Raw genomic sequence first — 23,765 nt, forward strand, 5'->3', positions numbered from 1 at the left:
CCTGCGCGACGTGATTTCGACAGGGACCGCTGACTGATGACCTTTACCGTGCGACAGGCCCTGGCAGCCGATGCCATCGCCCTCCCCGCCATCGAACGTTCGGCCGCCGCGCTGTTTCGCCTCGACCCGTCACTGGCCTGGCTGGCCGATGCCGCCGTGCCGCAGGCTTCTGCGCATTTACCAGTCATTGAACAGGGCGAACTGTGGGTTGCGCAAAACAACGACGGGCAACTTGCAGGTTTTTTAAGGGCGGTGACTGTCGACCAACAGTTACACATTGAGGAACTGTCCGTCAGCCAACACTTTCAGGGCCGGGGTGTCGGTCGCAAGTTGCTGTTGGCGGCGATTGAACAGGCGCGTCTGTGGCAACTTCGAGCGGTGACGCTGACGACCTTTCGCGATCTGCCATGGAATGCGCCGTTCTATCAACGCATGGGTTTTGCGCTATTGAACGCCGAGGACACGGACGCGCGTCTGAACCATGTATTGCGCGAAGAAATCGCTCACGGATTGCCCGGCGAGCGACGTTGCGCCATGCGCCTGGTGCTCACGCCGTCGCCTTGAGATCAACCCCCAGCGCCTGGGCAAACGCCTTGACCAACGGACTGCGCACGGTGTTGTGCCGCAGGATCAGATTGAACGGCGTGTCGAAGTGGATCAGCTCCGGGCACACCGCGCGAAACTGCCCGGCGGCCACCAGCGTGGCGGCGTAATGCCGGGGCAGAAAGCCCACGAAACGCCCGGTCTTGATCAGCAACGCCACCGCTTCAACCTGGGTCGCCGACGCGGAAAAACTGTCGTAGCGGGCGAAGTTGAGCTTGTCGCGATGGATCGCATAGCGGTGGTTGATGCACTCGTAATCCTGCAGCACGTTACCGCCCATCTGCTCCGCTGGCATCTCGAACAACGGGTGGCCGACGGCGCAGTAAGCCTGCGAGCGTTCCTCATAGAGCGGGTAATAATCGAACTCTTCACGCTTTTGATAAACCGGGACTATTCCGGCAACTAAGCGACCTTCCACCACACCTCTTTCCACTTCATCCAATTGGGTTGCCTGAAGTTGAAATCTTACTTTTGGCGAGTGCTCATTTATCTTTTTAAGCGCAGCAACTAACGGTGAATTATCGTCACTGATCGTATTATCGATCACCCCCACTCCGAGATCGCCGATAAGTTCGTTCTGCGCCGAACTAAGCCGGTCACGAAAGTTGTCGACCGAGGCAAACAGATCAATCGACGCCTGATACACCAGACGCCCTTCTTCGGTCAGGTGAAACCCCTCGCGGCCACGGGTACACAGGCGCATGCCGATGCGGATTTCCAGGTCGGAGATTTGCTTGCTGATCGCGGCCAGGCCCACGTTCAGCTCGTTTTGCGCCGCGCTGAAGCCGCCGGCCTCGACCACCGCCTTGAACACCTTGAGCAGTTTGAAATCCAGTCCGCTGAGGGCCAAAGGTGCCCGGTGAGCGGTTTTGACCGGTGGGTTTCCGGAATTGGAAAGTGGGGTTTCCATAATGCTGATTTACCTCTGGCGCAATGTTCAACAATCTGTGTCCAACAACAAAAACATCGCCGGCTAATAATAATGATCACAGAAAACAAGCCTTGGCAACCGCCAAAAAATCCCGAACATCAGTGCCAACTCACTGATCGCCAAACATTAAAAGCTGACACTTCGATCAGCTCTTGTCTCTTTGCAACTGCCCTCTTGAAAACTGCTTTGGCCTGACTCTGTCCGCTGACTCATCAGCGCGACTTTCAGGTCCCAGCACATCGATTTCAGTTCGCGTTACCGACGAGGAAAACAACAAATGTCTCAAACCACCGACCGTCTCTGGGGTGCCCGTTTCAAAAGCGGCCCGTCCGCAGCCCTGGCGGCCCTGTCCCGTTGCCCCGAGCGCTATTTCCGCCTGACGCCGTACGATCTGGCCGGCTCCAAGGCCCACGCTGGGGAACTGCAACGTGCCGGCCTGCTCGACGAGCCGGAAACCCGCACGATGATCGAAGCCCTGGACGGCATCGGTGTTGACTTTGCCGCCGGGCGCATCGCCCCGACTCTGGACGACGAAGACGTTCACACCTTCATCGAACGCCTGCTGACCGAACGCCTCGGCGCACTGGGCGGCAAGCTGCGCGCCGGCCGTTCACGCAACGACCAGACCGCCAACGACCTGCGCCTGTTCCTGCGTGATCACGTCCGCACCCTGGCCGTGGAAGTGCTGGCCTTGCAACAGGCGCTGGTGGATCAGGCCGAGCAGCACGTCGAAAGCATCTGCCCGGGTTTCACTCACTTGCAGCAGGCGCAGCCGATCGTGTTCGCCCATCACTTGCTGGCCCACGCGCAATCGATGCTGCGTGACGTGCAACGCCTAGTGGATTGGGACGCGCGCACCTCGCTGTCGCCCCTTGGTGCTGCGGCCATGGCCGGTTCTGCGATCGCTCGTCAGCCGCAACAGTCGGCCAAGGAAATGGGTTACGCCGGGGTCTGCGAAAACTCCATCGACGCCGTGGCCAGCCGCGATCACGTCGCCGAATTCCTGTTCATCGCCAGCATGCTCGGGATCAACATCTCGCGTCTGGCCGAAGAGTTCTGCCTGTGGTCGTCGCGCCAGTTCCGCTGGGTCGATCTGGACGACGCCTACGCCACCGGCAGTTCGATCATGCCGCAGAAGAAAAACCCCGACATCGCCGAACTGGCCCGGGGCAAGGCTGGCCGTCTGATCGGCAACCTGACCGGCCTGCTGTCGACGCTCAAATCCTTGCCGCTGTCGTACAACCGCGACCTCAGCGAAGACAAGAACGGCGTGCTCGACAGCGTCGACACCTTGTTGCTGGTGCTGCCGGCCATGGCCGGGATGGTCGCGACCATGACCGTCAACGTCGAGGAGCTGCGGCGTCAGGCGCCGCTGGGTTTCACCCTCGCCACCGAAGTCGCCGACTGGCTGGCCGTGCGCGGCGTGCCGTTCAAGGAAGCCCACGAAATCACCGGGGCGCTGGTGCAGGCCTGCGAAAAACACGACCTCGAATTGTGGGAAGCCTCGCCGGCGCTGCTGGCCGAGATCGACCCGCGCCTCACGGCAGACGTGCGTGACAGCCTGACCCTGGAAGCCGCCATCGCTGCCCGCAGCGGCTGGGGCGGCACCGCACCGCAACAGGTGCGCGAGCAGATCGGCCGCCTGAAAACCGCCCTCGCCGCGCAGCAACAGTGGACCGAAAACTACCAGGGCTTCCGCCTCTGAGCCGGGTCCCCCTCCCACCGGGAGGGGGTTGATCGAAAAGTACAGTGTACGGAGAAACACCATGAGCCAGACTCAGGCAGAACGACTCCAGGCGGAGCGCAAACTGGCGGAAAACCAGTTCGACATTACCCAGTACCAGCACGTGCCACGGCGTTATTACGGGCGGATCTTCTTCGCCACCGTGATCGTCATCGCCATCATTGGTCTGGTACGGGCCTTCGCCGAAGGCAAGATCGAATGGTCGTACATCGGCCAGTTCCTCACCTCCGAAGCGATCATGTGGGGCCTGTTCAACACGATCATCATGGCCGTCCTGGCCATGGCGCTGGGCATCGTGTTCGGGGTGATCACCGCGATCATGCGCATGTCGGCCAACCCGATCCTGCGTTACGTGGCAGTGACCTACACCTGGCTGTTTCGCGGTACGCCGCTGATTCTGCAACTGCTGTTGTGGTTCAACCTGGCGCTGATTTTCCCCACCATCGGCATTCCCGGCCTGTTCGAACTCGACACCGTGAGCCTGATGACCCCGTTCGTGGCCGCCCTGCTCGGCTTGAGCATCAACCAGGGCGCCTACACCGCTGAAGTGGTGCGCGCCGGCCTGCTGTCGGTGGACACCGGCCAGTACGAAGCGGCCAAGTCGATCGGCATGCCGCGCCTGCAAGCGCTGCGCCGGATCATCCTGCCCCAGGCCATGCGGATCATCATTCCGCCGGTCGGCAACGAATTCATCGGCATGGTGAAAATGACCTCGCTGGCGAGCGTCATCCAGTACTCGGAACTGCTCTACAACGCCCAGAACATTTACTACGCCAACGCCCGGGTCATGGAGCTGCTGATCGTCGCCGGTATCTGGTACCTGGCCACCGTCACCGTCCTGTCCTTTGGTCAAAGCCGTCTGGAGCGTCGTTTCGCTCGCGGCGCCGGCAAGCGTTCTTGAGGAATCCGTCATGAGAAGCATCGTCAAGGCCGTGAGCCTGAACAAATATTACGACCAGTACCACGCGCTCAAGGACATCAACATCGAGGTCGAGCAAGGCGAAGTGCTGTGCATCATCGGCCCGTCCGGCTCGGGCAAGAGCACCCTGCTGCGCTGCGTCAATCAGCTGGAAAAGATCGACAAGGGCGGCCTCTGGGTCGACGGCGAACTGGTGGGCTACCGCGTGGTCGGGCACAAACTGCACGAACTCAACGAGTCGCAGATCGCCCGCCAGCGCCTGGCCACCGGCATGGTGTTCCAGCGCTTCAACCTGTTTCCGCACATGACCGTGCTGCAAAACATCATCGAAGGCCCGTGCCAGGTGCTCAAACGTTCGCCCAAGGAGGCGCACGAAGAAGCCCTGGAACTGCTGGCCCGGGTCGGCCTGGCCGACAAACGCAACAGCTACCCGATCGAACTGTCGGGCGGTCAGCAGCAACGGGTCGCGATTGCCCGCGCCCTGGCCATGCGACCCAAGCTGATGCTGTTCGATGAACCCACTTCGGCACTCGACCCGGAACTGGTCGGTGAGGTGCTGTCGGTAATGCGCGATCTGGCGCAGACCGGCATGACCATGATCGTCGTCACCCATGAACTGGGCTTCGCCCGGGAGGTTTCCAACCGCATGGTGTTCATGGACGGCGGGCAGATCGTGGAGGCTGGAAGCCCCGAAGAAATACTAATAAGTCCGCAAAACCCGCGCACCCAAAGCTTCATTTCTGCCGTTCGAACCTGAGGCCCCTTTGGCCTTCACAACACTCATAAGAGAACGTCCATGAAGAACTTCGTCATTCCAGCAGTACTCACCACCCTCATGTCTTGCGGTTTCGCCGTGGCCGCCGAGTTGCCGGCCAGCATCAAGGAAAAAGGCGAGATCGTCGTCGCAATCATGCCCAACTATCCGCCGATGGATTTCAAGGACCCGGCCACCAACAAGCTCACCGGCCTTGACTACGACCTGGGCAACGCCCTGGCCGAACGCCTCGGGGTGAAGATCAAGTGGCAGGAAACCGGCTTTGAGCAAATGATCAACGCCCTGACCACCGACCGTGTGGACATGGTCCTGTCGGGCATGACCGACACCGCCGAGCGTCAGGCCAGCGTGACCTTCGTCGACTACTTCACCAGCGGCCCGCAGTTCTAAACCTTGCAGAAGAACGCGGCGACCAACGAGATCATCGACCTGTGCGGCAAGAAAGTCGGCACCAGCCGCCGCACCACCTTCCCGGCGGAAATCGCCGCGTGGAGCAAGGAGAACTGTGAAGCGGCCGGCAAACCTGCGATCAACGTGATCGGCACCGAAGGCTCGGCCGACGCCCGTGCGCAACTGCGCCAGAGCCGTATTGATGCGGCGATGCAGGGCAGTGAAACCCTGTCGTACCTCAAGACCCAGGAAAAGGACATGTACAAAACGGTCGGCCAGCCGATCTCCGTGCAGTTCACCGGGTTGGGTGTGAGCAAGAAGAAGCCTGAGCTGAGTGAGGCGGTGAAAGTGGCGTTGCAGAGCATGGTGGATGACGGCAGCTATAACGCGATTCTGAAGAAGTGGGATCTGGAGTTGGGTGCGATCAAGGATGTGACCATTAACGCCGGCAAGTAACTGGTTCCTCTGTGGGAGCGGGCTTGCCCGCGATGGCGCTCGATCAGTCGACATCAATGTTGAATGTATCGGCCTCATCGCTGGCAAGCCAGCTCCCACAGGGATCGTGAACAGTTGGAGAGTTATCGATGTCCTCCTTGCAACCCACCTGGCCCGACCAGCACAAAGCCTGCCTCGCCCTGGCCTTCGACCTCGACGGCCCGACCGGCGATGCCATGCTCAACAACTCGATCTGGCACAAGCCCGAATACTTCGGCTTCGGCGGCTACGGCCCCTATCGCGCCTTGCCACGCCTGCTGGACTTGCTCGACACCTTCAAGATCCCGACCACCTTCTTCGTCCCCGCGTGGGTCGTGGAGAACTGGCCGAAACAATGCCAGGCCATCGTCGAGCGCGGCCATGAAGTCGCCTACCACGGCTACAAGCACGAATCCTTCTACGCCCTGACGCTGGACCAGCAGCAGGCCGTGATGAACAAATCCCGCGACGTGTTCTGGCAATACCTGCACATCCGCGCCGAGGGTTTTCGCACCCCGTCCGGCGACTGGCGTGCCGAAACCCCGGCGATGCTGGCCGACAACGGCGTCATCTATTCCAGCAGCATGCGCGGCGATGATCGCCCGTATCTGGTCAACGTCCCCGGCCACGACACCCCGCTGGTGGAGATCCCCGGCCGCTGGGAAATGGACGACTACGCCTCCCTCGCCTACACCCGCGCACCGAACTTCCCGTCCGGGCTCGACCGCACCGCCAGCTACGAGCTGACCCTCGACAACTGGCAACGCGAATACGACGGCGCGATGGACGAAGGCCTGTGCCTGACCACCCTGTTCCACCCGAAAATTACCGGCAAACCGGGGCGCATCCTGTTGCTGGAGAAACTCTTCGAACATATGCGCCAACGCGATGACGTGTGGTTCGCCACCTGCCGCGACGTCGCCCGCTGGTGGCTGAAGGAGCATCACCATGGCTGACGCTGACAACCTCTGGCCCGCCGGCAAACGCTGCGCGGTGGTGCTGACCGTCGATTACAACGATATCCACGGCATTCTCACCCAGGCCCCGGAAGTCGCCGGGCGCGACAAGACGCTGTCGGTGTGGCGCTACGGCACGCAACGGGGCGTCGAGCGTTTGCTCGGCCTGTTCAGGGAACTCGGGGTGCGCAGCAGCTGGTTCGTGCCCGGCATCGTTGCCGAGGAAAACTCGCAGCACATCGCCGCGATTCAGGCTGACGGCCATGAGATCGCCTGCGCCGGTTACCGTCATCAGGATTACGACACGCTGGATCTGGCGGCGCAGAGCGCGGAAGTCGCCAAGGGTTGTGCAGCGCTGTTAGCGTTGACCGGCGTGCATCCGACCGGTTTCCGGATTCCGGCGGGCAACGGTGCACCGGGCTTCATTGAAACCTTGAACGATCACGGCATTCACTGGTCGTCCTCATGGCGTGGTGATGACCTGCCGTTCTGCCACCCGACCGCCCCCGAGGTGGTCGAGTTGCCGCTGCATTACGAACTGGAAGACGAACCCTATTTCGCCTTCAACCTGAGCCCGGCCGTGCCGCCGGCGCAATCGCGGATCGCCTCCTACAGCCACACCCTGGGCAACCTGCAAATGGACTTCGCCGGGTTCCACCGCTTCGGCCTGTGTTATGTGCTGCGGCTGCACCCGGAAATCATCGCCACGCCGGGGCGCATCGGTGTGCTGCGCGAATTGCTGCAATGCATTCAGCAGCATGACGACGTGTGGATCGCCACCGGCGCCGAAGTCGCACAGTGGTGGGCGCAAACGGCGGCGCCGGTTGCGCAGGATCATCCGGCGTCGGTGTATGAGCGCCATTATCGGGACTACCTCGTATGACGGAACGCATGCAACGGCTGGCGCTGTTTTGCGTCGAAACGCGGTTTGAAGACCTGCCGCCAGCGTTGGTGGAACAGGCCAAGCGACACATTCTCGACACCTTCGGCGCAGCGCTGGCCGGGGCCGACAGCGCGGTGGCGCTTCAGGCGCGGCAGGTGTTCGGCGCCGAGCCAGGCACCGCGCTGGTCTGGGGTTCATCGTTGCGCGTCGGCGCAGGGCATGCCGCATTGCTCAACGGCATCGCCGCCCATGCGCTGGAGCTGGACGACACCGGCGGATGCGATCACTCCGGCGCAGTGGTGCTGCCGGCGGTGATGGCCGCGCTGTCGCTGGTGGATCGGCCGGTGGACGGTCGCGAATTCATCACCGCCGTGGTGATCGGCTATGAAATCGGCCGGCGGGTGCTGGAAGCCTGCGGCAGTTATTCGGCGCACAACAGCGCCGGCTGGCATTCCACCGCCACTTGCGGTGTGTTCGGCGCGGCGGCGGCCTGTGCGCGGATCTTTGCGCTGGATGTCGGGCAAACCGTGTCGGCGCTGGGCATCGCCGGCAGTTTCAGCGGCGGGTTGTGGGCGTTTATTCACGACGGTTCGCAAAGCAAGAAACTGCACAGCGGCCGGGCGGCCGAGGGTGGTTTGCTCGCGGCGCGTTTTGCCCGCGAAGGCGTCAGCGGGCCGTCGGTATTGTTCGAGGATGTCTGGGGTGGATTTCTCAAGACCCTGGCGCCGGACAGCGCGCAACCGGATGCGCTGGATGCTGATTTAGGAAAGGTCTGGAAACTCGCGCGCTGTTCGATCAAACCCTACGCCGCGTGTCGTGGCACCCATTCGGCGATCGATGCGCTCGGCTTGTTGCTGGAGCAATTGCAGGTCGGCGCGGATCAGGTGGAAGACGTGCAGGTGAATCTGTGCGGGTTTCTGCTCGACATGTGCGGTGGTCGCGACACCCAAAGTCTGGCCGCCGCGCAGATGAGCCTGCCCTACGCCCTCGCCGCGCGGCTGGTGCACGGTCATTGTCGACTCGAGGCTTACGACGAACAGCCACGCAACGATCTGCGCATCGCTCACTGGCTGATGCGCATTCGCCTTGAAGTGGATGAGCGACTGTCGGAGGATGGCGAGCCGGTTGTCGTGGTGCGAACTCGCGACGGGCGTCAGGCGAGTCTGTGTGTCGAGGTGCCGCTGGGCGCGCCGGGTAATCCGCTGAGCGAGGCGGCGCTGGAGGAGAAGTTTTTCAGTCTGGCGTTGCGCGTGAGTTCAGCGGCCAAGACTGAACGGCTGCTGGCGCAGCTGCGGCAACTGCAAACCCTGGATTCCGTGCGCGATCTCGAGCACCTGTTAACCGAATAAGGACATTTGATTTTCCGTGGCCACCTACTCGCTCGTTATCCGCCGCCTGATGATCGTTTCGCTGACCATCGTCGTCAGCCGCGCCATCACCAGTCCGTTGCTCACGCTGTTCTTGAGCAACAAGCTCGGCCTCAACCAACAGGATGTCGGGTTGCTGCTGGGCATCGCGGTGTTCATCGCCACCCTGCTTGCGCTGTATGGCGGCTACATCATCGACCGGCTGGAAAAGCGCCGGTTGCTGATTCTGGCGATGCTCTCCAGTGCCATCGGTTTCGTGCTGCTGACCTTCGCCAAAGACCTGTACCTGACGACCCTGACCCTGGTCATCACCGAAACCGCGTCGGCGCTGTTCCTGATCGGTTCCAAGGCGATCCTCAGTGAAAACCTGCCCATGGGCCAGCGGGCCAAGGCGTTTTCCCTGCGCTATACGCTGACCAACATCGGCTACGCCACCGGCCCGATGCTCGGCGTGGTGATCGCCGGGGTCTACCCGATTGCGCCGTTCCTGATTGCCGCCGGTATCGCTTTCGGCAGCATCTTCCTGATGATCGGCATCCCGAAGGACGCAAGCCCGGTCGCCGCCATCGGCCAGCCGCAAAGCTTCCTGAAAACCCTCATCACCCTGAAAAACGACCGCACGCTGATCATGTTCACCTGCGGCTGTCTGCTCAGCACCGTGGTTCACGGGCGTTTCACGTTGTACCTGTCGCAATACCTGCTGGTGGTCGAGGATTCGCAGCGCGCGTTGCAAACCATGGCCGCCCTGCTCGCCTGCAACGCCATCGCGGTGATCCTGCTGCAATACCAGATCGGCCGCTTCCTCAACCGGGAAAAACTGCGCTACTGGATCGCCGCCGGCACCAGCCTGTTCATCGTAGGATTGATCGGTTTCAGCCTTGCCGACAGCCTGGTGACGTGGTGCATCGCGATGTTCATCTTCACCCTCGGCGAGATGATCATTTACCCGTCGGAATTCCTGTTCGTCGACACCCTGGCCCCGGAAGAACTGCGCGGCAGCTATTACGGCGCGCAGAATCTGGCGGCGCTGGGTGGCGCGTTGAGCCCGGTAATTTGCGGCTTCCTGCTGATGCACACGCCGGCGCCGACCATGTTCTACGCCCTCAGCGCACTGACCGCGATGGGCGGTTTCCTGTGTTTCATGAGCGGGCGGCGCGTGGCTTTACTTCAGAAATAATGCACTGAAACTGCATTTATATGAATTTGTCAGCATCGTGATTGCTTGGCACACTGTGCGCGTTCCTCCCCCAATAGTTGGAACACTTCGAAGGACTTTCCGCGTTTACGGACAAGTCCTTTTTTTTGCCCCGAATTTCGCAAAGGATCGATTCTGCATGCTCGCTCGCTGGTTACCCGCCGCCATCAACACCCGCCCCACCGAGTGGAGCCGCGCTGCCATCGGCATGGCACTGGGTACGTTGTTCAGTGTGTGGGCGTGCAGTCAGGTGTTCGGCATTGAAGTGGCTTACCACCTGATCGGCCCGCTGGGCGCCTCGGCGGTGTTGCTGTTCGCGGTGTCCTCCGGCGCCCTCGCCCAGCCGTGGTCGATCATCGGCGGCTATCTGTGCGCGGGCGTCGTCGCGTTGCTGGTGGCCCATGTCCTCGGCCGAACCCTGGGCAGCGCGTGCCTCGCGGCGGGCATGGCGCTGATCCTGATGTGCTGGCTGCGCTGCCTGCACCCGCCGGCCGGCGCCGTCGCGTTGACGATGGTGCTGGCCGATCCGATGACCATCGCCATGGACTGGAAAGCCCTGGAACCGGTGATGCTCAGCGCCGCCTGCCTGCTGCTGGCCGCACTGGCTTACAACAACCTCACTCGCATCCGTTACCCGAAACGCCCCGCCGAGCCAGCGCCGGCCGTGGCACCGGTGGATATTCAGTCCATCACGGCAGAGGATCTGAAACTGGCACTGGCGGACATGGAGGCGTTCATCGATGTCACGCCGGAGGATCTGGAGCAGCTGATTCATGCCAGTGAATTGCATGCCAAACGGCGGAGTATCGGTGAAGTATTCAGTTGAGAGCCGTACCTTCCTTTCGCACGCGTCCGACCAAAGGAAACGCAGTGACCTTGCCAAGTGTCGAGTAACAACTAGATTTCAAATCAGTACCGCACAGAGTTGTCTGCCTTTCACTTGGAAGTCTGGCCCGCTGTAATGTCCAGTAGCGATGACACCGGTAGTCTGGCTATGGAAAAACGCTCAACGTTGTTGAGAAGCGAGCTGGCTTTGCGCTTTGATTGACCCGTTACTTTCCTCGAACACCGCATTTCCTGCGTAACCTGCAGTCCGCCCGGATGCCCCGCCTTTCGCAGGCGCGCAAGCGTGTTCTTCGCCAGCTCCGTGAATCTGGTGGTTTTCGAATCCCTTGTTTCGAATTCTGCGAGAGGAACGTTTCATGAGCGACCCACTGTTGAAATTGCTGCAAACGGCTCTCTTCGGCCCCGAGAAGCGCCATCGCCTGTCTCTGCGCGAATACATGGATCTGAATATCGATCGTATGCGCGCGATCATCGGCAGCGGGCTCATGACCAATGACATGTGGCTGGGCCAATCCCGTCAGTCTGAATTCCGCTTGATGCTTGAGCGTGCAGCGTATATCGGTGCCTGGGATTATTCACTGATCGCCTGCATCGTCGACCACTTCATTGCCGGTGATGCTTTTTTTGCCCATGGCAGTCAGCACCAGATCGCGAAGTACCACAAGGAAATCTGCCAACTGCAAGCGGTTTACGGTTTTGGTTGCACGGAGATCGCCAGCGGCTCCGATGTGGGTAACCTGCAAACCACGATCACCCACGACCCGCACAACCATTGTCTGATTCTGAACTCGCCCACAGCGCAGTCCTGCAAGTTCTGGATCGGCAACACATTGCACGCGGCGGTGGTGGTCATGGTGCTGGGACGTCTGATCGTCAAGGGTGTGGATGAGGGGTTGCACTGGTTTCGGGTACGAATTCGCGAGGAAGAGAATGGCCCGCTCCTGCCAGGCGTCAGGATCACCACCTGCGATCCCAAGGGAGGGATCCACGCCAATCAAGTCGCCGGCATCCGTTTTTGCAAAATGAAGCTGCCCATGGACGCACTGATGCAACGCTATGCCAGGTTCTCGGCGCAAGGTGATTTCAGCAGCGACATCCCGCCAAAAGAGCGGTCGAAAAGCGCGATGCAGACATTCATTCAGGAACGCCTTTTCCTTATTGCTGCTGCTCGTGGTGGCGCCAGTATGTGTGTTTACCTGACGTATCGTTTCGGCTCCCATCGTTTGCTCAAAGATAACGAAGGCAGCCAGCCTCTTCTGACCAAGGCACTGTTCCGACAACGGCTGTATGTCGAACAACTCAAGGTGCTGGCCCTGGAGATGCTGGAGCGGGCCGTACTGTCGCGGCTCGAAGGATCCTGGCATCAGGCGGCCAGCCGAACAGAACTGCATATTCTCGCCGCGATCGTCAAAAGTGTCGGTACATGGCTGGGGCTGGAGGTGATGAGGGCATGCAGAGAGCTTTGTGGTTCGCAGGGTTTTCACCATCGCAACCAGATCGTCACCTTGTGCATTGATCACGAGATCAGCAGCACCTTTGCAGGCGATAACAACGTCCTGTGCTGCCAGGTAGCCAAAGCTGCAATTTCCCGGCCACGGTTTGCCTGCGAAAACATCGCACAGCGAATTGAATCGCTGATTGTTGATCAATGCCGCAGTACCGGTGGTTTCTCCCATCGCCAGGCGGTTGCGCTCACTTACGCTCGAGCGCTGGATCTGATAATCGACGAAGGTGAACGCCATCCGCTCGTGTCATCCGAGACACTCAGGGACATCGTCCACGTCTTTTCTTCGAAGCTTTATCAATGGGGGCTGACTGCTGCCGGTGACGAGCTGGAACGGAACGCTTGCGAAGATCAATTGCGCGTGATGAACAACCTGCTCAAACCGCCGCCAGAACTGGTCAGTGCCCCCATCGACTCGGCGGACTACGTGAAATGCTTCACAAAACCGCTGTACGACAACGAGCCGGATTTTTCAAACCGCAATACGATTCGCAACCCTTACCGGGCGTACGCCTGGCTGCGGGAACATCAACCGGTCTACTGGTGCGAACACTTGCAGGCCTGGTTTCTGACCCGCTATCGCGATGTCATCGCCGCACAGGCCGATTCCCGACGATTCTCCTCGAACCGCATGCAACAACTGATCGATGCCCGGGTGCCTGAAAACAAGCGCACGCATCTGACCGAATTCATCAAGCTGGCGTCCAGGTGGATGTATTCCCAGGATGGCGCAGTTCACAAGGCCAGTCGTCAATTGCTGGGCAATGCCTTTACACCCCGCTCCATCGAATCCTTGCGAAAAATCATTCAAGACATCACTGATCGAGAACTTTCCCGTCTGCACGGGCAAACCGATTTGAAGACCGCCCTCTTCGACCGGATTCCAGCCCTGATTCTGGCCAGTCTGTACGGCTTGGAGGATGACGAGGCACTGAAACTTCGACGCTGGACACGAGATATCGTGATGTTCCTCGGCGGCAGCCAGGACGCGGATCAAGGGCCGGACCAGGCCCTGGAAGGCGTCAAGGAAATGTACGCCTTTTTCGCTGAGCTCATTGAACAACGGCGCAGGCAACCCAGAGATGATCTCGTGAGCCGGGTACTGGAGAGTGGCCGGAACAGCGCCGCCAGTCTTGATGAAGTGCTGGCACAGATCGTGTTCATTCTGGTGGCGGGTTATACCACCAGCGCAGACCAGCTATGCCTCGGCCTGTTGCATTTATTGAAGCATCCCCAACAACTCGAAGCGCTGTTGGCAGACCCGACATTGATCGGCTCATTCATTGAAGAAATGCTGCGCTTCGATCCTGCCGGTTCCCTGAGCCATCGGGTACTCATGGAAGACGTCACCATTGACAACGTGACGATGAAAAAGGGAGATCTGGTTTACCTGATACGGGCGTCTGCCAACCGAGATCCGGAACAATTCCCCGCCCCCGACAAATTCGACATTCATCGTGCAAGGAACGAACACCTGACGTTTGGCAAAGGCGAACATTTTTGCATGGGCACGTCGCTATTCAGGCTGGAGGCCGAGATCGTGTTCATCTCGCTGTTAAAGCGCTTCCCCGACTTGCACCTCATCGCGCGCCGACCTGCCACGTGGTGCAACAGTAACCTGCAGTTCCGGGGTTTGAAGACGCTTCCGGTCGATCTGGGAACAGGAGTCTGAACCATGAAATTCAAACGTGTTTATTCCGGAGCACCTTGGGAGCGCCTCGCCGGTTACTGCAGAGCCGTGAAGGCTGGCAAGACGATTCTGGTCGGCGGTACGGTGGCATTCGGTGATGACGGCGAACCCTTCGAACCCGGCGATGCCTATGCCCAGACACTGCGATGCCTGGAAATCATCGAACAGGCCCTCAAGCAGTTGGGTGAGGATCGTACCCGCATCATTGCCACGCGCATGTACACCACCGACATGGATCTCTGGCCGAAAATTGCTCAGGCGCACAAGAAGTTTTTTAAAAAACATCGACCGACAACAATGCTGCTGGAAGTCTCGCGATTGATCAGGTCTGAATACATTATCGAGATCGAGGCAGAGGCCCGTTCGAGCAAGAGCGCCCGCCATGGATGAAATCTCTCTGACGGTGGAGGATGCCAGAACGGCGTTGCGTCAGGCGCAAGTGACCTGCGTTCAGGATCGGGTGATTGAAAGTCATGGCCGGTCACTGCCACTGCGCCTCTACACGCCTCCAGGCAAAGGGCCGTTTCCCGTGCTGGTTTTCTTCCATGGCGGTGGTTGGGTCACGGGAGACCTGGACACGCATGACGGGTTCTGTCGGTTGATGTGTGAGTGGGCCGGTTGCGCAGTGGTCGCCGTTGATTACGCCCGTCCTCCGGAACACTTGTTTCCGGCAGCTCTGGAAGACTGCTGGACAGCTTTCAAGTGGGTGACACGGCAAGGCGCCGGTTCCGGACTGGACACTTCAGCAATGGCAGTCGCAGGGGGTGGCTCAGGAGGCGGGATGGCCGCGGTCATCAGCCAGCGTGACGCTGAATGTGACAGGCCACGTATCTGCTTTCAGCTGCTGCTTTATCCTTTGCTCGACTGCCACACGCGCCGTCGCTCCCACACAAAGTTCGCACAAGGGCATGGACTGACCACAGACATGCTCGAATGGTACCTCGTTCACTATCTGCCGCCCGGCATATCCCGAACGGATACGCGGCTATCGCCACTGCTCAGCCTGTCGCTGCATGGATTGCCCCGGACGCTGATCATCACCTGCGGACATGACGTTCTGCGTGATGAGGGCCGTGCCTACGCTACGCGACTGCGGGCAGCAGGTGTCATTGTCGAACACAAAGAGTTTTCGAAGATGCGCCACGGTTTCATGAACTACCCCGCCGCCCATGAAGAGGCCAGGCGCGCCCTGCTGCTTTGCGCCAGGACCCTTCAGGCACAGTTTCGCAGCGAATGACGGCAGGGACTGGAATGAACGTCTGCAAGCGGCTTTCCAGACAAGGCAAAAATGCAGACAGCCCATGCACATATCCCCGTTGTACACGGCAAATTTGCACTGTTACGATCCGGTAACGCTCGCGCGCGAGCTTCTCGAATAAAGACAATAAAAGCAGGGAGTTAGTGATGACTGCTCAGGCTTCATCCCCGCGGACTTCGTCCATGGATGCCACGCCATACGAAGTGCTGGCCGAGGTTCGCAATCACATCGGTCATCTGACCCTCAACCGCCCCGCCGGCCTCAATGCCCTGACCCTCGACATGGTGCGCCAGCTCCAGCAACACCTGGACGCCTGGGCTGCAGATGCCGATATCCACGCCGTCGTGTTGCGCGGTGCCGGCGAGAAAGCCTTTTGTGCCGGTGGCGACATTCGATCGCTGTACGACAGCCATAAAGGCGGCGACACGTTGCACGAAGATTTCTTCGTCGAGGAATACGCCCTCGACCTGACGATTCACCACTACCGTAAACCGGTGCTGGCGCTGATGGACGGTTTCGTTCTCGGCGGCGGCATGGGTCTGGTGCAAGGCGCCGATCTGCGGGTGGTCACCGAGAAGAGCCGTCTGGCGATGCCGGAAGTGGCGATCGGGTATTTCCCCGATGTCGGCGGCAGTTATTTCCTGCCGCGCATTCCCGGCGAGCTGGGGATTTACCTGGGTGTCAGCGGCGTGCAGATTCGTGCGGCGGATGCGCTGTATTGCGGCCTCGCCGACTGGTATCTGGACAGCAGCAAACTCGGCATCCTCCAAGAACAGCTCGACCAGTTGGAGTGGCACGACACGCCGCTGAAGGATCTGCAAAACCTGCTGGCCCGCCACGCCGTGCAAACTCTGCCGGATGCGCCGCTTGAAGCCTTGCGCCCGGCCATCGACCACTTCTTTGCCTTGCCTGACGTGCCGAGCATCGTCGAGCAACTGCGCGCCGTGACCGTCGCCGACAGCCATGAATGGGCGACCACCACCGCCGACCTGCTGGAAACCCGCTCGCCGCTGGCCATGGGCGTGACCCTTGAGATGCTGCGTCGCGGCCGGCACCTGAGCCTGGAACACTGCTTCGCCCTCGAACTGCATCTGGATCGCCAGTGGTTCGAACGCGGCGACCTGATCGAAGGCGTGCGCGCCTTGCTGATCGATAAAGACAAATCACCGCGCTGGAATCCGCCGAGCCTTGCCGCGCTGCACGCCGAGCAGGTCGAGAGTTTCTTCCACGGTTTCGCTGAGAGCGGGAGCTGAGCCATGCACGATCTCGAATTGACTGAAGACCAGGTAATGATCCGCGACATGGCCAGGGACTTTGCCCGTGGCGAAATCGCGCCCCACGCACAGGCCTGGGAAAAGGCCGGCTGGATCGATGATGGCCTGGTGGCGAAGATGGGCGAGCTCGGCCTGCTGGGCATGGTGGTGCCGGAGGAATGGGGCGGCACGTACGTCGACTACGTGGCCTATGCGCTGGCGGTGGAAGAGATTTCCGCCGGTGACGGCGCCACCGGCGCGTTCATGAGCATCCACAACTCGGTGGGCTGCGGGCCGGTGCTCAATTACGGCAGCGAAGAACAGAAACAGACCTGGCTGGCGGATCTGGCCAGCGGCGCGGTGATCGGCTGCTTCTGCCTGACCGAACCCCAGGCCGGCTCCGAAGCGCACAACCTGCGCACCCGCGCTGAACTGCGTGACGGGCAATGGGTAATCAACGGCGCCAAGCAATTTGTCAGCAATGGCAAGCGGGCGAAACTGGCGATTGTGTTTGCGGTGACCGATCCGGATCTGGGCAAGCGTGGGATCTCGGCGTTTCTGGTGCCGACTGACACGCCAGGCTTCATCGTTGACCGCACCGAACACAAAATGGGCATCCGCGCCTCCGACACCTGTGCGGTGACGCTGAACAATTGCAGCATTCCTGAAGCGAATCTGCTGGGTGAACGCGGTAAAGGCCTGGCGATTGCCCTTTCCAACCTTGAAGGCGGGCGCATTGGCATTGCGGCACAAGCACTGGGCATCGCCCGTGCAGCGTTCGAAGCGGCGCTGGGTTATGCCCGTGATCGGGTGCAGTTCGGCAAGGCCATCGTTGAGCACCAGAGCATCGCCAACCTGCTGGCGGACATGCAGATGCAGATCAACGCGGCGCGGTTGATGATTCTGCATGCGGCGCGGCTGCGCACGGCAGGCAAACCGTGTCTGTCGGAGGCTTCGCAGGCCAAGCTGTTTGCGTCGGAAATGGCCGAGAAGGTGTGTTCGTCAGCGATTCAGATTCATGGCGGGTATGGGTATCTGGAGGATTACCCGGTTGAGAAGTACTACCGGGATGCGCGGATTACCCAGATTTATGAGGGGTCGAGCGAGATACAGCGGATGGTGATTGCTCGGGAGTTGAAGAACTACCAGCTCTGATTGATCGCCCCCACGCAATGCGTGGGGGCAAACTCTATTACTTGCCCTGGAACTCGGCAGGCCGCTTGGCCACAAACGCCGCCATCCCTTCCTTCTGATCCTGCGTCGCAAACGCCGCATGGAACACCCGGCGCTCGAAGCGCACGCCTTCAGTCAGGTTCACTTCGAACGCGCGGTTGACGCTTTCCTTGACCATCATCGCAATCGGCAACGATTTGCTGGCGATCACCGCCGCCACTTTCAGCGCTTCATCCAGCAACTCGGCACTCGGCACGATCCGCGCGACGATGCCGCAGCGCTCGGCTTCCACCGCGTCGATCAAACGTCCGCTCAGGCACATTTCCATGGCCTTGGCCTTGCCCACGGCGCGGGTCAGGCGCTGGGTGCCGCCCATGCCCGGCAGCACGCCGAGGTTGATTTCCGGCTGACCGAATTTGGCGTTGTCGCCGGCCAGGATGAAGTCGCACATCAACGCCAGCTCACAGCCGCCGCCCAGGGCAAAACCGTTGACCGCCGCGATGATCGGCTTGCGGCGGTTGGCCACGCGGTCGCTGTCGCTGAACAGGTCGTCCATGTAGATCTGCGGGTAGGTCAGATCAGCCATTTCCTTGATGTCGGCGCCGGCGGCGAAGGCTTTGGTCGAACCGGTGATGACGATGCAGCCAATGTTCGCGTCGGCTTCAAAACCATCCAGCGCGCGGTTCACTTCGCTGACCAGTTGCGCGTTGAGGGCATTCAGCGCCTGCGGGCGATTGAGGGTGATCAGGCCGACGCGGCCATGGGTTTCCAGCAAAATCGTTTCGTAACTCATGTGCAGATTCCTTCTCAAAGATTGCGCGAAATGACCATGCGCTGAATATCGCTGGTGCCTTCGTAGATCTGGCAGACCCGCACGTCGCGGTAGATGCGCTCCAGCGGGAAGTCGTTGAGGTAACCGTAACCGCCAAGGGTTTGCAATGCCATGGAGCAGACCTTTTCGGCCATTTCCGAGGCGAACAGTTTGGCCATCGACGCCTCGACAAGCGCCGGCTGACCGCTGTCGCGCAGGGCGGCGGCGTAATGCACCATCTGCCGCGCCACGGCGATCTGGGTCGCCATGTCCGCCAGACGGAACGCCACAGCCTGGTGCTCGATGATTGGTTTGCCGAAGGTGTCACGTTCGCGGGCGTAATCGCGTGCCGCCTCGAACGCGGCGCGGGCCATGCCCACCGATTGCGAAGCGATGCCGACGCGACCGCCTTCGAGGTTGGCCAGGGCGATCTTGTAGCCCTCGCCCTCCTCGCCCAAGCGGTTGGCCACCGGTACTTTCACGTCTTCGAACAGAATCTGGCAGGTGTCCGAGGCGTGCTGGCCGAGCTTGTCTTCGACGCGAGCGACTTTGTAGCCCGGCGAATCGGTCGGCACGATGAACGCGCTGATCCCGCGCTTGCCGGCGCTCGGGTCGGTGACCGCAAACACGATCACGATCCCGGCGTTCTGCCCGGAGGTGATGAACTGTTTGCAGCCGTTGAGCACGTAGTGATCGCCCTCCAGCCGTGCACGGGTTTTCAGGCTGCTGGCGTCGGAACCGGCCTGGGGTTCGGTCAGCGCGAAGGCGCCAAGCATCTCGCCGCTGGCCAGCGGTTTGAGGAAGCGCTCGCGCTGGTCGTCGTTGCCGAACTTGAGGATCGGCACGCAACCGACCGAGTTGTGCACGCTCATGATCGTCGAGCAGGCGCCGTCGCCGGCGGCGATTTCTTCCAGGGCCATGGCGTAGGCCAGATAGCCCGTGTCGCAACCGCCCCACTGCTCCGGCACCAGCATGCCGAAGAAACCCAACCCGGCCATTTCGCCGATGGCTTCTTTCGGGAAGCGGTGCTCGCGATCCCACTCGGCGGCGAACGGTTTGAGCCGTTCCTCGGCAAACTGCCGGGCCATGTCGCGGATTTGTTGCTGGTCGTCATTGGGAATCATGGCAAATCCTTAACTCGGGTTCAGACGCACTCGACAGCCATCGCCGTGGCTTCGCCGCCGCCGATGCAGATTGCCGCGACGCCGCGTTTCAGGCCTTTCTGGCGCAGGGCCGAGAGCAAGGTCACCAGAATCCGCGCGCCGGACGCGCCGATCGGGTGGCCGAGGGCGCAAGCGCCGCCGTGGATGTTGAGCTTGTCGTGAGGGATTTCCAGGTGGGTCATCGCTGCCATGCCGACCACGGCAAAGGCTTCGTTGACTTCGAACAGATCGACCTGATCCAGCGACCAGCCGGTTTTCTTCATCAGCTTCTTGATTGCACCAATCGGTGCCACCGGGAACAGGCCCGGGGTATCGGCAAACGCGGCGTGGCCGTGAATCACCGCCAGCGGCTTCAGACCCTGTTTCTGCGCTTGCGACTGACGCATCAGCACCAGCGCCGCTGCGCCGTCGGAGATCGAACTGGAGTTGGCCGCGGTCACGGTGCCGCCCTCGCGAAACGCCGGTTTCAGCGAAGCAATCTTGTCCAGTTTGGCTTTTGGCGGCTGCTCGTCGTTGCTGATCACCACTTGTTCCTTGCCGACGGTCACGGTCAGCGGAACGATTTCGTCCTTGAAGCTGCCGTCCTTGATCGCCTGCTGGGCACGGGTGGTCGAGGCGATGGCAAAGGCGTCCTGAGCCTCGCGGCTGAAGTCGTTGGTTTCAGCGCAATCCTCGGCGAAGGTGCCCATCAGGCGGCCCTTGTCGTAGGCGTCTTCGAGGCCGTCGAGGAACATCGAATCCAGCACCCGGCCGTGGCCCATGCGGTAACCGGCGCGGGCGCGATCCAGCAGATACGGCGCGTTGGACATGCTCTCCATGCCGCCAGCGATGACTACATCGGCGCTGCCGGCCAGCAACATGTCGTGGGCCAGAATGGTGGTTTCCATGCCCGAACCGCACATCTTGTTGACCGTGGTGCAGCGGGTGGATTTATCCAGCCCGGCGCCCAGCGCAGCCTGACGCGCAGGCGCCTGGCCGAGGCCGGCCGGCAGCACACAGCCGAACAGCACTTCATCGACCGCATCAGCGGCAACACCGGCACGTTCAACCGCAGCCTTGATCGCGGCAGCGCCGAGTTGTGGCGCGGTCAGGCTTTTCAGTTCGCCCTGAAAACCGCCCATCGGGGTGCGGACGGCGCTGACGATGACAATCGGATCGTTGGAGATGGTCATGGGAAATCCTCCTTACTTGGCGGCCATGCGCAAGGCACCGTCGAGACGGATCACCTCGCCGTTGAGCATGCTGTTTTCAATGATGTGCCGCACCAGCGCGGCGTACTCGGCCGGTTTGCCCAGACGCGGCGGGAACGGCACGCCGGCGGCCAGCGAGTCGCGCACTTCCGGGGTCATGCCGGCCATCATCGGGGTTTCGAAAATGCCCGGGGCGATGGTCATCACGCGGATGCCGAAGCGCGCCAGTTCACGAGCGGCGGGCAGGGTCAGGCTGGCGATCGCGCCTTTGGACGCGGAATACGCGGCCTGGCCGATCTGGCCGTCGAACGCCGCCACGGAGGCAGTGTTGATGATCACGCCGCGCTCGCCATCGGCATTGGCTTCGCTTTCGGCAATCGCTGCCGCTGCCAGACGCAGCATGTTGAAGCTGCCGATCAGGTTGACGTTGATCACCTGAGCGAAGCTGGACAAGGTGTGCGGGCCGTTCTTGCCGAGGATCTTCTCGCCGCGAACGATGCCGGCGCAGTTCACCAGACCATTCAGGCTGCCAAAGGCTTTAACGGTCGCCTGCACGGCGGCTTCGGCGGCGGCTTCGTTGCTGATGTCGGCCACGACACTTTGCGCGCCGAGGCGTTGGGCCTGGGCGGCAACGGCGTCGGCGTTCATGTCCACCAGCATCACTTTGGCGCCGGCGCTCACCAGCAATTCAGCGGTGGCGGCACCCAGGCCGGACGCGCCGCCGGTGACGATAAAAACCTTGTTCTCGATCTGCATGACTGTTTCCTTGGATTCAAGCTGAAACGTTTTGCGCCGCGGCCTCTTGAGCCTTGGCGATTTCCTGGTTGCGCAAGATAAAGCGCTGCAATTTGCCGCTCGGGGTTTTCGGCAACTCGCTGACAAATTCGATTTCACGGGGGTACGAATGCGCTGCCAGTCGTTTGCGCACGTGTTGGCGCAGTTCTTCGGCCAGCGCCGGTTCGGCGCGGTATTGCGGGTTGAGCACGACGAAGGCCTTCACCAGCTCGGTGCGCTCCGGATCGGGCTTGCCGACCACCGCTGCCTCGACTACGGCCGGGTGTTCGATCAGTGCGCTTTCCACGTCGAACGGGCCGACCCGGTAGCCGGAAGTGGTGATCACATCATCGCTGCGACCGACGAAGCTGATGCTGCCGTCCGGGTTCCACTCGACGGTGTCGCCGCTCAGGTAGTAATTGCCGACGAAGGCTTTGGTCGGCGCGCCTTCATACCCGGCGAACCAGCACATCGGCGACTGTGTGCGGTCGATGGCGAGGATGCCGGGCTGGCCGACGCCGAGTTCGTTGTACTGATCGTCAAGCACCACGATGCGATGGCCCGGCGAGGCGAAACCGGCAGCGCCGAGGTGGATCGGGTGTTCGAGACCGTGGTGGTTGCACAGAACCATGCCCAGTTCGGTCTGGCCGTAGTGGTCGTGAATGACCACGCCGAGGTTGTCGGCGAACCAGCGGATCACTTCCGGGTTCAACGGCTCGCCGGCGCTGCTGACGATGCGCAGCTTGCCCTTGATCGATTTGGCGAACTTGTCGCCGCCGGCAATCAGCAGGCGATACGCGGTGGGCGAACCGGTGAGGTTGGTGATGCCGTATTTGTTGATGACCCGGCAGGTGCTTTCGAGGGTGAACGGGCCATCGTAGAACGTGATCGGATGGCCCATCGACAACGGGCCGGTCACACCGAAATAGATGCCGTAGGCCCAGCCCGGATCGGCAACGTTCCAGAACGCATCTTCCGGGCGCAGATCCACGGCATCGCGGGTGTAGCTCTGGAACGCCACGATGGCTTTGAGCGGCACCGACAGCGCTTTCGACGGGCCGGTGGTGCCCGAGGTGAACATCAGCAGGAACGGGTCTTCACCGGTCAGCATCACCGGTTCGCAGACACTGGAATGGTTGGGCAGCTCGGCCCAGAAACTGAAATCGCCACGGACGATGCCCTGGCCTTTCGGGCCGCCAACGGTGACCAGCGTCGGGCAGTCGGCGACTTCGCTGAGTTTCGACCGGTTGGCGGCGTCGGTCACCACGACTTTGGCGCCGGAGCTGTTCAGGCGATGCTCAAGGGCTTTGGGGCCGAACGCGGTGAACAGCGGTTGATACACCGCGCCGATGCGCCAGGTGGCGAACACGGTGATCAGCAATTCGATATTGCGTGGCAGCAGGCCGGCGACTTTGTCGCCCTTCTGCACGCCTTGGGCGAGAAGGAAATTGGCGAAACGCGCGGCTTTGTCCTGCAGGTCGCTGAAGGTGTACGTCGCACTGGCGCCATCGCGGCCTTCCCAGAACAGCGCAATGCGCCCCGGCAGCGCGTGCCGGTCACAACATTCGACGCAGGCGTTGAGCGCCTCAAGCGTGCCGCTGAGCGCGGCGTCCACGGTGTGCTGATAATCAAACTGTGCGGTGGCAGACAAGTAATCGCGCATTGCCAGAATCCCTCTGTTCTTATTAGGTTGGGGAACCGTAAACAACAGAGGAATACTCGCGCCGCACGCCGGCTGCGGCAATGGTCAAAGCCCTCAAAGTGGATGACTGGTTTGGCCAAGATTCACGTTATGTAGCGCGTGACAGGCCGCCATCGCGAGCAAGCCCGCTCCCACAGGTTTAGCGCTAACCCTGTGGGAGCGGG

General features: G+C 61.1%; 20 protein-coding genes and 1 pseudogene. 15 read left to right on the forward strand and 6 right to left on the reverse strand.

The window, feature by feature from the left end:
* The first annotated feature begins 36 nt into the window (after window positions 1-36).
* A complete protein-coding gene (locus KJY40_RS15575; RefSeq protein WP_230731009.1) occupies window positions 37-564 on the forward strand; it encodes a GNAT family N-acetyltransferase in 528 nt (175 codons plus the stop codon).
* On the opposite strand, the gene KJY40_RS15580 is transcribed toward KJY40_RS15575, so the two are convergent.
* Window positions 548-1,513 carry a LysR family transcriptional regulator gene (locus KJY40_RS15580; protein WP_230731010.1) on the reverse strand — a complete coding sequence of 322 codons (966 nt, stop codon included), beginning with the start codon at window positions 1,511-1,513 and terminating at the stop codon, window positions 548-550. The two genes, KJY40_RS15575 and KJY40_RS15580, sit on opposite strands and share 17 nt — an antisense overlap.
* Before the next feature lie 298 nt (window positions 1,514-1,811).
* On the opposite strand from KJY40_RS15580, the gene argH reads away from it, so the two are divergent.
* The 14 genes and pseudogenes from argH to KJY40_RS15650 all read left to right on the forward strand — a co-directional run bounded on the left by argH (window position 1,812) and on the right by KJY40_RS15650 (window position 17,943).
* Window positions 1,812-3,239, forward strand: a complete 1,428-nt coding sequence (gene argH, locus KJY40_RS15585; RefSeq protein ID WP_230731013.1) for an argininosuccinate lyase — start codon at window positions 1,812-1,814, stop codon at window positions 3,237-3,239.
* Between the two features lie 61 nt (window positions 3,240-3,300).
* Window positions 3,301-4,179, forward strand: coding sequence for an amino acid ABC transporter permease (locus KJY40_RS15590; protein ID WP_011334265.1), 879 nt, complete (start codon window positions 3,301-3,303; stop codon window positions 4,177-4,179).
* A gap of 10 nt (window positions 4,180-4,189) precedes the next feature.
* Window positions 4,190-4,954, forward strand: coding sequence for an amino acid ABC transporter ATP-binding protein (locus KJY40_RS15595; RefSeq protein WP_007951284.1), 765 nt, complete (start codon window positions 4,190-4,192; stop codon window positions 4,952-4,954).
* Between the two features lie 39 nt (window positions 4,955-4,993).
* Window positions 4,994-5,818, forward strand: a pseudogene (locus tag KJY40_RS15600) (ABC transporter substrate-binding protein).
* A 128-nt stretch (window positions 5,819-5,946) separates the two neighbouring features.
* Window positions 5,947-6,792 carry a polysaccharide deacetylase family protein gene (locus KJY40_RS15605; RefSeq protein WP_085730857.1) on the forward strand — a complete coding sequence of 282 codons (846 nt, stop codon included), beginning with the start codon at window positions 5,947-5,949 and terminating at the stop codon, window positions 6,790-6,792.
* Window positions 6,785-7,675 (forward strand): polysaccharide deacetylase family protein, encoded by an 891-nt coding sequence (locus tag KJY40_RS15610; RefSeq protein ID WP_230731015.1) that lies wholly within the window; start codon window positions 6,785-6,787, stop codon window positions 7,673-7,675. Before KJY40_RS15605 ends, KJY40_RS15610 begins: the two co-directional genes overlap by 8 nt.
* Window positions 7,672-9,024: an MmgE/PrpD family protein gene (locus tag KJY40_RS15615; protein ID WP_230731016.1), complete on the forward strand. Its 1,353-nt coding sequence runs from the start codon at window positions 7,672-7,674 to the stop codon at window positions 9,022-9,024. Before KJY40_RS15610 ends, KJY40_RS15615 begins: the two co-directional genes overlap by 4 nt.
* 16 nt (window positions 9,025-9,040) lie before the next feature.
* Window positions 9,041-10,219 carry an MFS transporter gene (locus KJY40_RS15620; protein WP_230731018.1) on the forward strand — a complete coding sequence of 393 codons (1,179 nt, stop codon included), beginning with the start codon at window positions 9,041-9,043 and terminating at the stop codon, window positions 10,217-10,219.
* Window positions 10,220-10,376: 157 nt separating this feature from the next.
* Entirely contained in the window at window positions 10,377-11,063 is a 687-nt protein-coding gene (locus tag KJY40_RS15625) for an HPP family protein (RefSeq protein ID WP_230731020.1), read from the forward strand.
* A 376-nt stretch (window positions 11,064-11,439) separates the two neighbouring features.
* Window positions 11,440-14,259, forward strand: coding sequence for a cytochrome P450 (locus KJY40_RS15630; RefSeq protein WP_230731027.1), 2,820 nt, complete (start codon window positions 11,440-11,442; stop codon window positions 14,257-14,259).
* A 3-nt stretch (window positions 14,260-14,262) separates the two neighbouring features.
* On the forward strand, window positions 14,263-14,667 hold the full coding sequence (locus KJY40_RS15635; RefSeq protein ID WP_230731028.1) for a RidA family protein: 405 nt from the start codon (window positions 14,263-14,265) through the stop codon (window positions 14,665-14,667).
* On the forward strand, window positions 14,660-15,514 hold the full coding sequence (locus KJY40_RS15640) for an alpha/beta hydrolase (RefSeq protein ID WP_230731029.1): 855 nt from the start codon (window positions 14,660-14,662) through the stop codon (window positions 15,512-15,514). The genes KJY40_RS15635 and KJY40_RS15640 overlap by 8 nt, the downstream gene beginning before the upstream one ends.
* Before the next feature lie 167 nt (window positions 15,515-15,681).
* On the forward strand, window positions 15,682-16,788 hold the full coding sequence (locus KJY40_RS15645; RefSeq protein ID WP_230731035.1) for an enoyl-CoA hydratase/isomerase family protein: 1,107 nt from the start codon (window positions 15,682-15,684) through the stop codon (window positions 16,786-16,788).
* A 3-nt stretch (window positions 16,789-16,791) separates the two neighbouring features.
* On the forward strand, window positions 16,792-17,943 hold the full coding sequence (locus KJY40_RS15650; RefSeq protein ID WP_039768643.1) for an acyl-CoA dehydrogenase family protein: 1,152 nt from the start codon (window positions 16,792-16,794) through the stop codon (window positions 17,941-17,943).
* 37 nt (window positions 17,944-17,980) lie between these two features.
* Here KJY40_RS15650 and KJY40_RS15655 read toward each other — a convergent pair whose 3' ends face one another.
* From KJY40_RS15655 to KJY40_RS15675, 5 genes are read right to left on the reverse strand one after another with little or no spacing between them, the layout of a single operon-like run.
* Window positions 17,981-18,754 (reverse strand): enoyl-CoA hydratase, encoded by a 774-nt coding sequence (locus KJY40_RS15655; protein WP_085603440.1) that lies wholly within the window; start codon window positions 18,752-18,754, stop codon window positions 17,981-17,983.
* 14 nt (window positions 18,755-18,768) lie between these two features.
* Entirely contained in the window at window positions 18,769-19,896 is a 1,128-nt protein-coding gene (locus tag KJY40_RS15660; protein ID WP_011334278.1) for an acyl-CoA dehydrogenase, read from the reverse strand.
* 20 nt (window positions 19,897-19,916) lie between these two features.
* The gene (locus tag KJY40_RS15665; RefSeq protein ID WP_230731037.1) at window positions 19,917-21,107 is read right to left on the reverse strand and encodes an acetyl-CoA C-acyltransferase; all 1,191 of its coding nucleotides are present in this window, start codon (window positions 21,105-21,107) and stop codon (window positions 19,917-19,919) included.
* 12 nt (window positions 21,108-21,119) lie between these two features.
* Window positions 21,120-21,881, reverse strand: a complete 762-nt coding sequence (locus KJY40_RS15670) for an SDR family NAD(P)-dependent oxidoreductase (RefSeq protein ID WP_230731039.1) — start codon at window positions 21,879-21,881, stop codon at window positions 21,120-21,122.
* A gap of 16 nt (window positions 21,882-21,897) precedes the next feature.
* On the reverse strand, window positions 21,898-23,562 hold the full coding sequence (locus KJY40_RS15675; protein WP_230731041.1) for an AMP-binding protein: 1,665 nt from the start codon (window positions 23,560-23,562) through the stop codon (window positions 21,898-21,900).
* Between the last annotated feature and the right edge of the window lie 203 nt (window positions 23,563-23,765).

The organism is Pseudomonas fitomaticsae (genome assembly GCF_021018765.1).
GTDB lineage: Bacteria > Pseudomonadota > Gammaproteobacteria > Pseudomonadales > Pseudomonadaceae > Aquipseudomonas > Aquipseudomonas fitomaticsae.

Coding starts and splice junctions, on each gene's coding strand:
- KJY40_RS15595 (WP_007951284.1), top strand. CDS start 4,190: ATGAGAAGCATCGTCAAGGCCGTGAGCCTGAACAAATATTACGACCAG.
- KJY40_RS15640 (WP_230731029.1), top strand. CDS start 14,660: ATGGATGAAATCTCTCTGACGGTGGAGGATGCCAGAACGGCGTTGCGT.
- KJY40_RS15575 (WP_230731009.1), top strand. CDS start 37: ATGACCTTTACCGTGCGACAGGCCCTGGCAGCCGATGCCATCGCCCTC.
- KJY40_RS15605 (WP_085730857.1), top strand. CDS start 5,947: ATGTCCTCCTTGCAACCCACCTGGCCCGACCAGCACAAAGCCTGCCTC.
- KJY40_RS15580 (WP_230731010.1), bottom strand. CDS start 1,513: ATGGAAACCCCACTTTCCAATTCCGGAAACCCACCGGTCAAAACCGCT.
- argH (WP_230731013.1), top strand. CDS start 1,812: ATGTCTCAAACCACCGACCGTCTCTGGGGTGCCCGTTTCAAAAGCGGC.
- KJY40_RS15635 (WP_230731028.1), top strand. CDS start 14,263: ATGAAATTCAAACGTGTTTATTCCGGAGCACCTTGGGAGCGCCTCGCC.
- KJY40_RS15625 (WP_230731020.1), top strand. CDS start 10,377: ATGCTCGCTCGCTGGTTACCCGCCGCCATCAACACCCGCCCCACCGAG.
- KJY40_RS15610 (WP_230731015.1), top strand. CDS start 6,785: ATGGCTGACGCTGACAACCTCTGGCCCGCCGGCAAACGCTGCGCGGTG.
- KJY40_RS15655 (WP_085603440.1), bottom strand. CDS start 18,754: ATGAGTTACGAAACGATTTTGCTGGAAACCCATGGCCGCGTCGGCCTG.
- KJY40_RS15675 (WP_230731041.1), bottom strand. CDS start 23,562: ATGCGCGATTACTTGTCTGCCACCGCACAGTTTGATTATCAGCACACC.
- KJY40_RS15670 (WP_230731039.1), bottom strand. CDS start 21,881: ATGCAGATCGAGAACAAGGTTTTTATCGTCACCGGCGGCGCGTCCGGC.
- KJY40_RS15660 (WP_011334278.1), bottom strand. CDS start 19,896: ATGATTCCCAATGACGACCAGCAACAAATCCGCGACATGGCCCGGCAG.
- KJY40_RS15665 (WP_230731037.1), bottom strand. CDS start 21,107: ATGACCATCTCCAACGATCCGATTGTCATCGTCAGCGCCGTCCGCACC.
- KJY40_RS15590 (WP_011334265.1), top strand. CDS start 3,301: ATGAGCCAGACTCAGGCAGAACGACTCCAGGCGGAGCGCAAACTGGCG.
- KJY40_RS15630 (WP_230731027.1), top strand. CDS start 11,440: ATGAGCGACCCACTGTTGAAATTGCTGCAAACGGCTCTCTTCGGCCCC.
- KJY40_RS15650 (WP_039768643.1), top strand. CDS start 16,792: ATGCACGATCTCGAATTGACTGAAGACCAGGTAATGATCCGCGACATG.
- KJY40_RS15615 (WP_230731016.1), top strand. CDS start 7,672: ATGACGGAACGCATGCAACGGCTGGCGCTGTTTTGCGTCGAAACGCGG.
- KJY40_RS15645 (WP_230731035.1), top strand. CDS start 15,682: ATGACTGCTCAGGCTTCATCCCCGCGGACTTCGTCCATGGATGCCACG.